General features: G+C 64.2%; 10 protein-coding genes. 3 read left to right on the top strand and 7 right to left on the bottom strand.

Translation table 11 applies throughout. From position 1 onward, the window contains the following. The coding region (locus tag Q4C89_RS11950) for a hypothetical protein (protein WP_303102842.1) at positions 1-502 on the bottom strand (502 nt) is incomplete at its 3' end. Positions 503-738: 236 nt separating this feature from the next. Between Q4C89_RS11950 and der the strand changes: the two genes are divergently transcribed. Continuing rightward, positions 739-2067 carry a ribosome biogenesis GTPase Der gene (gene der / locus Q4C89_RS11955; RefSeq protein ID WP_303102843.1) on the top strand — a complete coding sequence of 443 codons (1329 nt, stop codon included), beginning with the start codon at positions 739-741 and terminating at the stop codon, positions 2065-2067. Positions 2068-2130: 63 nt separating this feature from the next. Here the strand turns inward: der and Q4C89_RS11960 are convergent, their stop codons facing one another. The 4 genes from Q4C89_RS11960 to Q4C89_RS11975 all read right to left on the bottom strand — a co-directional run bounded on the left by Q4C89_RS11960 (position 2131) and on the right by Q4C89_RS11975 (position 7233). Next, the gene (locus Q4C89_RS11960; protein ID WP_303102844.1) at positions 2131-2742 is read right to left on the bottom strand and encodes a hypothetical protein; all 612 of its coding nucleotides are present in this window, start codon (positions 2740-2742) and stop codon (positions 2131-2133) included. A 122-nt stretch (positions 2743-2864) separates the two neighbouring features. Continuing rightward, complete coding sequence (locus tag Q4C89_RS11965) at positions 2865-4979, bottom strand: hypothetical protein (protein ID WP_303102845.1); 2115 nt, start codon at positions 4977-4979, stop codon at positions 2865-2867. 191 nt (positions 4980-5170) lie between these two features. Further along, positions 5171-6103, bottom strand: coding sequence for a pseudouridine-5'-phosphate glycosidase (locus tag Q4C89_RS11970; protein ID WP_303102846.1), 933 nt, complete (start codon positions 6101-6103; stop codon positions 5171-5173). Next, positions 6103-7233, bottom strand: a complete 1131-nt coding sequence (locus Q4C89_RS11975) for a carbohydrate kinase (RefSeq protein WP_303102847.1) — start codon at positions 7231-7233, stop codon at positions 6103-6105. The genes Q4C89_RS11970 and Q4C89_RS11975 overlap by 1 nt, the downstream gene beginning before the upstream one ends. A gap of 78 nt (positions 7234-7311) precedes the next feature. On the opposite strand from Q4C89_RS11975, the gene Q4C89_RS11980 reads away from it, so the two are divergent. Together Q4C89_RS11980 and Q4C89_RS11985 are read left to right on the top strand one after the other, a co-directional pair. Further along, positions 7312-7800 carry a hypothetical protein gene (locus Q4C89_RS11980; RefSeq protein WP_303102848.1) on the top strand — a complete coding sequence of 163 codons (489 nt, stop codon included), beginning with the start codon at positions 7312-7314 and terminating at the stop codon, positions 7798-7800. 45 nt (positions 7801-7845) lie between these two features. Then, positions 7846-8208, top strand: coding sequence for a hypothetical protein (locus tag Q4C89_RS11985; RefSeq protein WP_303102849.1), 363 nt, complete (start codon positions 7846-7848; stop codon positions 8206-8208). On the opposite strand, the gene Q4C89_RS11990 is transcribed toward Q4C89_RS11985, so the two are convergent. Both Q4C89_RS11990 and Q4C89_RS11995 read right to left on the bottom strand, forming a co-directional pair. Continuing rightward, the gene (locus tag Q4C89_RS11990) at positions 8189-9064 is read right to left on the bottom strand and encodes an ABC transporter permease subunit (protein ID WP_303102850.1); all 876 of its coding nucleotides are present in this window, start codon (positions 9062-9064) and stop codon (positions 8189-8191) included. The two genes, Q4C89_RS11985 and Q4C89_RS11990, sit on opposite strands and share 20 nt — an antisense overlap. Then, entirely contained in the window at positions 9057-10010 is a 954-nt protein-coding gene (locus Q4C89_RS11995) for an ABC transporter ATP-binding protein (protein ID WP_303102851.1), read from the bottom strand. Before Q4C89_RS11995 ends, Q4C89_RS11990 begins: the two co-directional genes overlap by 8 nt. Positions 10011-10167 lie beyond the last annotated feature (157 nt).

Genomic DNA, 10167 nt, shown 5'->3' on the forward strand with positions numbered 1-10167 from the left:
ACCAGGCCACCAGCAGCGTGAGGATGGCCCCCGCTGCCAGCGCCCCCAGCCGCAGCCCCTGCTCCAACTGGGTCAGCCGCAGTTGCCAGGTCTGAAGCTGGGCGCGGGTGTCGGTCAGGGTCTGCGCGACGGGCAACCGTCCGTCCAGCGCCCTTTGCCACTGTGCCGTCAGGTCAGCGGCCCGCTGAAGGTTCTCGGTTCCAAACACGGTGCCCAGCAGCGGCGTGCGCTGGGCGCTGCGGGCCAATTCGCCCAGGGTCTGCACGGCGCTCTGGGCCTCCGGGCGCACCAGCGCGTCAACGGGGGCAAGCGCCGTTTCGACCTGCACCAGTTGAGTATTGAGATGCCCGAGTTGCGTCTGGGCCGTGTACACTGTCGCCTGCACCGGAACGAAGGCCAGCGCCCCGCCGACCCAAATCCCCGTCACCAGCAGCGCAGACAGCACCAATCCACTCAGGCCCAGCGTTCTTGCCAACGCGAGCCGTTTTTTTGCTCGAACCATAGGCGCAGGCTAACGCGAGCCGGCCAAATAAAAAATCCGCCCTTTGCAGGCGGTGATAGAAAAAGAATAGAGCGGTATTCAGGCAGTGTCAAGGGTATGCACTCGCTTAAGGGCCGCACTTTGCCTGCTCTCTGCTAGAATTGTTGTTCTCTGCCTCTGCCCTCACCGTGAGAGCGGAGCCTTCGGCGGAACTTCCCAGACGCAGGAAGAACCGACACCGTAAAGGAGCGTCTCACATGCATAAAGTCGCTATTGTTGGAAGGCCCAACGTCGGCAAATCCAGTCTGTTCAACCGTCTCATCGGTCGCCGCGAAGCCGTGGTCGCCGACTTCCCCGGCGTGACCCGCGACGCCAAGGAAGGGCTGATGCTCTACCACAACCACCGCATCACCCTGATCGACACGGGCGGGCTGTGGAGTGGTGACGAGTGGGAAGAAGCCATCCGTGAAAAGGCCGAGTGGGCCATGGAAGGTGCCCAGGCCGTCATTTTCGTCCTCGACCCCCGCGAGGGCCTGAGCGCCGCCGACTACGAAGTGGCCGACTGGCTGCGCCGCCTCGGGAAACACGTGATTGTCGTCGCCAACAAGATCGACAGCCAGAAGCACGAGCCGTATCTGGCCGAACTGTGGGGCCTGGGCTTCGGCGACCCGCTGCCCATCAGCGCCGAGCACGCGCGTGGTCTGGACGACCTGATGGACAAGGTGCTGGAGTACCTGCCCGAAGACACCGAGGACGTGCCCGACATCGCGCCCATCCGCATTTCGCTGATCGGGCGGCCCAACGTGGGCAAATCCAGCCTGCTCAACGCGATTACGCAAAGTGACCGGGCCATCGTGGCCGACCAGCCCGGGACCACCCGCGACAGCTTGGACGTGGAATGGGACTACGGCGGGCAGCGCTTCGTGCTGGTGGACACGGCAGGTATTCGCAAAAAGCCCGACACCGCCATCGAGGATTTCGCTATTCAACGTTCGCAGGTCGCCATCGAGCGCAGCGACATCATCTGGCTGGTAGTCAACGCCACCGACATCGGGGACCACGAACTCAAGCTCGCCAACCTCGCTTATGACAGCGGCAAGCCCGTGATTGTGGTGGTCAACAAGTGGGACCTCGTGCCCGACGAAGAGCTCAAGCGCACCGAAAAAGACCTCAACCAGAAGCTGCACCACATCAGCTTTGCGCCCCGCGTGTATACCAGCGCCATCAACGACTACGGCATTCACGACATGCTGGCCGAGGCCATGAAGCTTTACGCCAAGTGGCAGTCGCGCATCGGCACCAGCGAACTCAACCGCTGGCTGGAAGTCTGGCAGATGAAGCAGCGCGTGCCCAACTTCCACGGCAAGCCGCTGAAGATGTACTTCATGACCCAGGTGGAAACCGCGCCGCCCACCTTCGCCATTTTCTGCAACCGCGCCGACTTCGTCACCCGCGCCTACGAGGGCTTCTTGCAAAACCGCATCCGCGAAGACCTCGAACTCGCCGGAGTTCCGGTGCGGCTCAAGTGGAAGGAAAAAGGCCCGTACAAGAAGGGCAAGAAGGGCGACGAGGACAGCGAGGATTGACCCGAGCGCCAACAGAAACGGAGACGACCTGCACGCGGTTCGTCTCCGTTTCTGTTGGTTGTATCAGCGGCCCAGTCTGCCCTCAATCAGCCGCAACACGCTGGCAGGCAAGCCTTGCCGGAAGGGGTTGAAGTCCTGACCGTCCAGCACGGCCTGAACGGTTCCCTGGCCGCCGGGCACCTGAAAAGCGAGACGGTAAAAGGCCCGGTCGGGCATTCCCTCGTCGCGGGCCAGACGGCTGCTGGCCAGTTGCAGGGCGGCGCGGCGCTCCAGCAGGGCGCGGGCGTCGGCCAACTGGCGTTCGCCCGTCGGCCCCAACGCCGCGTGCAGGGCCGCGAGGCTCGCCCCAGCGTCGGCGGGCGTCAAGGCCGGAAGACTGCGTAACCGGGCAAACTCCCGTCCCAGTTCGGCGGGGCGGGCCACGCTGAACCCACTTCGCCGCGCCGCGTCGCGTAGGGCGCTGACCGTGACCAGCAACTCGAAGGTGGGGTGATCCCAGGCGGGCCGGGCCGCCACAGGCGCAGGGACTGTCTGCGGGGTCGTCTGCGCCGGAATGGTGCGCGGCGAAAGCGGAGAGCCGGGGCCGACCTTGATGGCGAGCGCCCCCGACAGAGCGAGGAAACCCAGCAGCACCGGGGCGGCACGCACGGCTGAAGAGCAAAAGGGGGAAAGCATTCGAACTCCTTTGAGCGCCATATCGTCCTGATTCTTACGGCGCGGCTTGACGGCTTTCTGAATTCGAGATGCGAAAAAGGGGGGGCCCGCCGCAGCAGACGCCCCCTAGGCAGGCCCGAAGCTCAGGGGGCCAGACGTTTGGCGCGCTGCGCCGGGGTTTCTTCCGGACGCTGGACCGGCCCCTTCACAGGACGCATGTGGTTGACCTTGCGGGCCGTGCGCTGCGGCTCGACCGAGAGTTGGCCGATGCGGTTGTACCACTTGTAGCCTTCGACGCTCACGCCCGCTTGCTTGGCTCCACTCAGCACCTTCAGGTAGCCTTGGTGCGCCAGGTCGGCGGCCTCGCGGTAGCGCCGGGCCTGGTAAGCACTTTCGGCTGCGGCGAAGGTCTGGTCGGCCTGCTGGGCGACAGCACGCACGTCGGGCACCTTGTCCGAGTTGCGGACGAGCTGCAAAATCGCGTTGCTGTTGGTCAGGTAGGCGGTGGTCAGGTAACGGTACTGGGCATCAAGGTTGAACTGACCGAAGGTCTTGGACAGGTTGTTGTAGCTCATGACGCTGTGTACTTCGTCGCCCACGTCCACGAACAGGGTGGAGCCGCTGGGGCCGAAGTCCTCGTCACGCTCGCTGTCGTAGCCGTCGTGGGGGTGCGACTGGCTGAGGTGGTGGCCCGACTCATGGACCACGGTGTCGGTGAAGCCGTAGCCTGCCCTGTTCAGCGCCGGGGTCAGGAAGTTGAGCGTCAGGGTCTGGGTGCCGGTGACGCCGTCGCTGATGGCCTGACCGAGCAGTCCCTGGTTGGGGGTCTTGGCGTTGGTGTCGTTGAACAGGTAGTTGGTGAGCTGGTACTGGCCCGGCGTGGCCTGGCTGCGCTGACGAATTTCGGCCAGGGCGAGCTGGAAGAACCGTTCGCCCTCGGGATCGGCGTAGTCGGGCGAGCAGGCGTCGTCGGTGGGCAGCGGGAAGAAGCACTTGTAGGCGTCGGCCACGTCACCGTCGAGCGCCGTTTGGCGCAGGCTGGTGCTCCATTTGATGAAGGGATTAAGGACCTTCAGGCGCTCTTCCACCAGTTGCGGCTTGATGACATTGGTGCTGACAGGCGCGTTAGGCCCCTGCTCCAGCGCAAGGTCCACATTGATGTGCTCGGGCATGTCGGGCGGGGTCAGGGCCACACGGTACAGGGCACTGGGGGTAAACAGCAGGTCCACCGCCACATAGCGCACGACTTTGCCGAGGTCGGCACTGATCTTCTCAGCGTAGGCCGCGCTTGCCTTGCGGGTGCCGTACTCCCAGATGGGCGGCATGCGCTTGTCGTAAACCTTGTCACCGTCCAGGTCGCCGTCGCTGACGTTCCAAGCATTCGTCCAGTAGTCGGGGTTGGCCGACTGGTCATAGAACCAGATGCGGCGGGCGCTGGCCTGGTCGCTGCTGGGGGTGCCGCCCCAGGCGACGGTGCGGCGGCTGCTGCGCTGCCCGAAGTCCACGTTGGTGTCGGACTCTACCGACTCGGCCCGCTCGTGCGAGTAGCTGTGGAACTTGAAGTCGGGGCGGCCATACCAGTTGATCAGGAAGACCGTGTGCTCGGTGGGGTCAATGCCCAGCTTGCCCGCATTGTCACCCAGCCACTTCTCGACAGCGGCGCCGTCCACTTCCCAGTTGCCGGTGATTTCGCGGGCGATGTTGCCAGCCGGCTCGGGGCAGGCGTACAGCGGCGTCAGCTCGGTGGGTCGGCGGTCCAGCACCTTGAGCACTTTGGTGCTGTCTGCCGACTGGCAGTTGTAGGCCGCTGCCGAGATGTTGAGGTAGGTCAGGCCATCTTTTTTCAGCGACTCTTCCTTGCCGTTCTTGGCCAGGAACGCGAAGAACTCGTCCTCGAAGCTCTTGGGGGCCGTCACGTAGTTGTAGTCGAAGGTGAAGTTGTTGCCCGTCAGCTCGTTGTTGCCGTAGAAGCTGGGATAGCGGTTGATGGTCTTGTAGGTCGCGGGCAGTTCCTGGCGCAGGCTGCTGAAGTTCAGGTCGCGTGCCCCCGACACCTGGCCGGGCGAGGTGGCGGCGTATCCGATGTTGACGATATTGACCTTGAGCTTTTGCTCGATGGCGCCGAGTTCGCCCGGCTTGAGCGTGCTGAGCTGACCGAAAGACGAGGGGGCGAGTTCCGCGTTTACAGACTGGTTCTCTCCACAAGCGGCGAGCAAGCTGGCACCGAGCAGCGTCATTCCCAGAGCTTTAATCTTCATGGTTTCTCCTTGAGAGGCGGGACAGAAACGGGAACACAGAGGCCCTAAGGTCAACCTCCATGAGCAAAAGATGTAAAAATCTTGGGCGCTACGATAGCAAATGAAAGGAGCGAGCGAAAGCTGCCAGCAAACAGTCAGTATTGCTTTTGCGCTTCGGTCGCTCCTGTCAGATTTTTCTGGCGCGCCCTGCTCTAGCGCAGCCGGGCGTACTCCGCCGCCACCTGCGCCGCCGCCGCCGCGTTGTGGCGCACCAGGGCGATGTTGGTGTCCAGGCTGCGGCCCCCGGTGATTTCCACGATTCGGCCCAGCAGGTAGGGCGTGGTGTCCTTGCCCGTCAGCCCCAGGGCGTCCATGTCGCGCAGGGCCTGTTCGATATGGGGGTTGATTTCCTCGGCGGGCAGTTCGGACTCATGAGGTACAGGGTTGGCGAGCAGCACGCCGCCAGCGAGGCCGAGATCCCATTTGGCCTTCAGCACACGGGCGGCCTCGGCGGGCGTCTGCACGCTCAGCGGCGACTTGAACCCGCTGCGGCGCGAGTAGAAAGCGGGAAATTCTTCTTCGCCCAGCGTGATGGCGGGCACGCCTTGCGTTTCGAGGACTTCGAGCGTCAGGCCGATGTCCAGAATGCTCTTGACCCCGGCGCTCACCACGCACACGTCGGTGCGGGCGAGTTCAAGCAGGTCGGCGCTGATATCCATCGTGTTGCCCGCGCCCCGGTGAACGCCGCCCGTGCCGCCCGTGGCAAACACGCGAATGCCCGCCAGCGCCGCAATTCGCATGGTGGACGCCACCGTGGTCGCCCCGTGCTGCCGCAGCGCCACGGTGACGGGCAGGTCGCGGGTGCTGATTTTCTGCACGTTCTTGTCGGTGGCGAGCAGTTCGAGTTCCTCGGCGTTCAGGCCCACCTTGAGCCGCCCGCCCAGCACGGCGATGGTCGCCGGAACCGCGCCACCGTCCCGCACGACCTGCTCTACGCTGCGGGCCATCTCGACATTCTGCGGGTAAGGCATCCCGTGGCTGATGATGGTGCTTTCCAGGGCGACCACCGGGCGGCCTTCCGCGAGGGCGGCGGCAACTTCGGGGTGCAGGTCGAGGTAGGAACGGGCCGAATCGGGAGTTTGCATCAGAGGATTTCCTTTGCCGCGCTCAGGCGGGCTTGAAGACTTTGGCGCGAGAGGTCGGGAACGACGGTAAAAGGGCTTTCTATGGTCAGGGCAGCGGCAGCGTGGGCTTCGCGGGCCGCCTGGGCAGGCAGCGCCCCAGCGACCAGCGCCGCCAGAAACGCCCCCAGCATGGAGTCTCCTGCGCCCGTCACGTCCACCACCTCGGCTTTGAGGGCAGGCAGTTCGGTGCTTTCTTCGGGCAAACTCAGCAGGCTGCCGCGTTCGCCCCGGCGCACCCAGACGATTTCGCTGCCCTGGGCATGCAGTTCGAGGGCCGCTGCCCGAATCTCCCCCGCTTCATCCGCCACCGTGCGCCCCACCAGCGCCGAGAGTTCCGACAGGTTGGGCGTCAGGGCATAGGGCGCGTATCCCGCTGCCAGGGCCGGAAGCAGCCGCACTGCTTTGGGCACGCTGACGGGTTCAAACACCACACGTTGCCTACCCTCAGCCGCCAGGGCCAGCAACGCCTCCAGCGTCTCGGCACTGAGGTTGCCGTCTGCGACCAGCCAGCCTGCTCCCCGCAGGGCGGCGCGGCGGCTGCGCAGGGCAGCGGGGGTCAGGGCTTCCATCACGTCCATCGCCGCCACCGCGACCAGCAGTTCACCCTCCGCATTCAGCACGGCGGTATAGCTCCCGGTGCTGTGGCCGTCCACACGCACCGCCGCCGACACGTCCACCCCAGCTGCCGCCGTTTCCCGCAGCAGGGTGTCGCCCATCGCGTCCTGGCCTACCGCCGTCAGCAGCCGCACGGCTACGCCCAGCCGGGCCAGGTTCTCAGCCACGTTGCGGGCCACACCGCCGGGCGACTGACTGGTGACGCCAGGATTGCTGGTGCCGGAAACCAGCGGGCCGCAGATTCGGGCCTTCAAATCCATGTTGGCCCCACCCACCACCACGACCCGCTCGGCCCTCGCTTCGGGGGCCACCACATAGCCGCGTCCCAGCAGCACTCCCTTTTTCATCAGGTTGCTGACATGGACGTTGACCGCCGCCCGCGTGGTGCCCAGTTGCTGGGCCAGTTCTTCCGGCGAGGCCAGCGGCGACGCCTGAATGCGTTCCAGCAATTCACGTTCACGCTCCGTCAGGGTCATACTTAGTATGGTAAACCTACTTATAAGAATAAGCAAGGCCCGTCTTTGTCCCTCATCTCGGCCTGCTAAGGTGGCGGCATGAGTATGGGATGGACTTCGGCGGTAGCCGGGCTGGCTTTGCTGGCGGTTGGACGGTTAAGCGAGACCACGCCTCCGGTTTCGCTGGCGGCCCAACAGGGGCAATCTGCGACGCTGCGCGTGCAACTGGCGACCAGGGATACGCTGGTCAGCCACGAAGCCCCCAACCGCCTGACCCTGACGACCCCTTGGAGCAAGACCCAGGTGCAGCCCAGCGGCACACGCCATTCGAATCCCGCTTTCGCCAGCTACTTTGCCCAGGTCAAGCCCATGACCTTCAAGGTGAGTGTCCCAGCCTCTGTCAAACCGGGCAACTACCCTGCGCAACTTGGGGGCGAACTATTCGTCTGCGACATGCGCGACAAAGTTTGTACGTTGCGGCCTGTCCAGGTTCCAGTCCACATTCGGGTCGGTGCCACTGCCCAGATTCGCAGCACGACGCTGACCCTGCGCGACCAGGACTTGAAGCCTCGGGGGCGCAGGCTCTAAAGCCGGGCTGACTTCACAGAGATATGCGTCCCCTACACTCGCCACATGACGCAGGAGAAACCCGCCCCCCTGTCGACGCTGACGGTTCGTGAAGCCTGGCATGGCGAAGTCAGTGACCCCGAGCGCCAGTTCCGGGGAACCGTGACCGCATCGGACCTGCCGCTGTTGCCCCTGGGACAGCAAGTCACCGTTTGCTATGAGGCCGAGAGCCGCCGCGTCGCTGCGCCCAGCGAGCATGGCCGTTACGTCCTGAGCGCGGCGGGGGAAGTTTACCCCCTCGCCAGTTTCACCTGCCGCTCGGCGGCGACCACCGGACGGCAAGGCACCGACGACACCGAAGCCGCTGACTGGCAAGTCGTGGTTCTCAGCGCGGCAGAGTCCTCCCCGGCTACAGATCGCGCCGACTGAAGCGCCACATGCCGCCCACGACGGCGAGGAGCGTCAAGGCCACCGCCCAGACCACCATCCCCGTCGGAGCAGGTGCGTTGCCGAAGATGGGATTGGGGACAGCCTCGCCCATCTGCCGCATCACGCCCGGTTGCAGGTGGTAGCTCGCCCCCAGCCACAGGGCATTGGTCGGCATCAGCACGTTGGCGACGCGGCCCAGGGTGACGACGGTGGCGTTGTCCGAGAGGGTGCCCAGCAGATTCAGGATGCCGCCGCTAAAGCCCACGCCGTACAGCACGAACACCCCGATGCCGTTGGCGAGGGTCGTAAAGAGTGTGCTGCCCAGTACCGTAAGGCCCGTCAGCAGCAAGGACACCAGCAGGAGCAGCAGAACCGCTGGCACGACCTCGGGCGGCAGGTAACCGGTGATGGCCCAGACGCCACCCAGCAGACCCGCCGAAAGCAGAGCGACATACCCCATGTTGACCAGTGAGAAGCCCAGCCAACGCCCAGCGACCAGTCCAGCCCGACTGACCGGACGGGCGACCACGCTCTGCATAACCCCACTTTCGATGTCGGCACTGATGGCCCCCACCGCCGACAGCACACTCATCAGCGACCCCAGGAAGTACACCAGATACATGCCGAAGGTGGTCGTGTACATCACTGGCGCATTCGACAGCCCGGTTCGGCTGCGCTCTATGCCCGCCTCAATGGCCCGCTGGTTGAGTTCATCGTCCATCTTGAATACGCCGTAGAGGTAGAACCCGAGAAAAAGGCTACTCAGTACCAGCAGCACCGCCACCAGTTTCTTTCGCACCGCCTCGCGTAGGGCCAATTCTGCCATCAGGCCCACAGAAGCCCAGAAGTTACGCATGATGCGTCTCCCCTGCCCGCTGCTCAGGCGTCCCTTCAATCAGTTCTAGGAACATGGTTTCGAGGTCAGGACGGCGTGGCGTCAGGGCGTAGAGTTGCACCCCTGCCAAGTGCACAGCCTGGGCAATGGCCGGAACCCGTTGCTCATCCGGCAGCCAGAGTTCGACATCTACCCGGCCCGGCGTATTTTCGTCTACCCGATGAAGCTGTCCAAGAGCTGTCAAAGCCGTCTGCAAGTCAGGAGGGAAGTGGCTGAGGCGCAAGTCGACCGGAATCACTCCCCCCATCAGTTCCCGCATGCTGCCCTGCTGCAACACTTTGCCCGCTTTGACAAAGGCCACACGGTCGCAAACCTGTTCGACTTCCGAGAGCAGGTGGGAGTTGAGAAAAACAGCCACCCCCAGGCCCCGCAGTCGTTCGATGATTTCACGCACTTCGACTCGCCCGATCGGGTCCAGCGCCGAGGTCGGCTCATCCAGAAAAACCAGTCGGGGGTGCGCCAAGATGGCCCCAGCCAGCCCGCAACGCTGGAGCATGCCCTTGCTGTAGCCGCTCAGCTGTTCTTTGCCACGCCCACCCAGGCCCACTTCCTCCAGAACCTGGGGAACACGTTGACGTAGTTCGGCGGCCTTGAGCCCAGCCAGGCGACCATGAAACTGAAGGAACTCCTCTCCCGTCATCCAGGTCTGAAATCGGAACTGCTCCGGCAAAAAGCCGAGCCGCGCCCGAATCAACGGGTCGGCAGGAGAACCGCCGAGCACTTGGGCAACTCCGCTGGTCGGCCATACCAGACCAAGCAGCATCTTGACCGTAGTGCTTTTGCCAGCTCCATTGGGTCCGAGGAAACCGAAGACCTCTCCGGCACCCACGGTCAGGTTCAGTCCATCCACCACAGGACGCTGGTAAACCTTGCGAAGTTCATGTGTTTCTATGACGTTGTCCGGCACTCAGGCAGCATAGGGCAAAGCCATGCTGTTGGATTCCGCCAAAAGTTGCAGACCAGGGCACAAAAAACCTCCCCCTCCGCCGGGTAAGGGCAAGAGGGGGAAGGGTGTGGAGCGGGAGACGAGATTCGAACTCGCGACATCTACCTTGGCAAGGTAG

The sequence above is a fragment of the Deinococcus sp. genome (assembly GCF_030523985.1).
In the GTDB taxonomy this organism is placed as follows: domain Bacteria; phylum Deinococcota; class Deinococci; order Deinococcales; family Deinococcaceae; genus Deinococcus.

Excerpts from the sequence above, each read along its gene's own strand:
- Q4C89_RS11980 (WP_303102848.1), top strand. The coding sequence starts at position 7,312 with ATGAGTATGGGATGGACTTCGGCGGTAGCCGGGCTGGCTTTGCTGGCG.
- Q4C89_RS11985 (WP_303102849.1), top strand. The coding sequence starts at position 7,846 with ATGACGCAGGAGAAACCCGCCCCCCTGTCGACGCTGACGGTTCGTGAA.
- der (WP_303102843.1), top strand. The coding sequence starts at position 739 with ATGCATAAAGTCGCTATTGTTGGAAGGCCCAACGTCGGCAAATCCAGT.
- Q4C89_RS11960 (WP_303102844.1), bottom strand. The coding sequence starts at position 2,742 with ATGCTTTCCCCCTTTTGCTCTTCAGCCGTGCGTGCCGCCCCGGTGCTG.
- Q4C89_RS11970 (WP_303102846.1), bottom strand. The coding sequence starts at position 6,103 with ATGCAAACTCCCGATTCGGCCCGTTCCTACCTCGACCTGCACCCCGAA.
- Q4C89_RS11975 (WP_303102847.1), bottom strand. The coding sequence starts at position 7,233 with ATGACCCTGACGGAGCGTGAACGTGAATTGCTGGAACGCATTCAGGCG.
- Q4C89_RS11965 (WP_303102845.1), bottom strand. The coding sequence starts at position 4,979 with ATGAAGATTAAAGCTCTGGGAATGACGCTGCTCGGTGCCAGCTTGCTC.
- Q4C89_RS11990 (WP_303102850.1), bottom strand. The coding sequence starts at position 9,064 with ATGCGTAACTTCTGGGCTTCTGTGGGCCTGATGGCAGAATTGGCCCTA.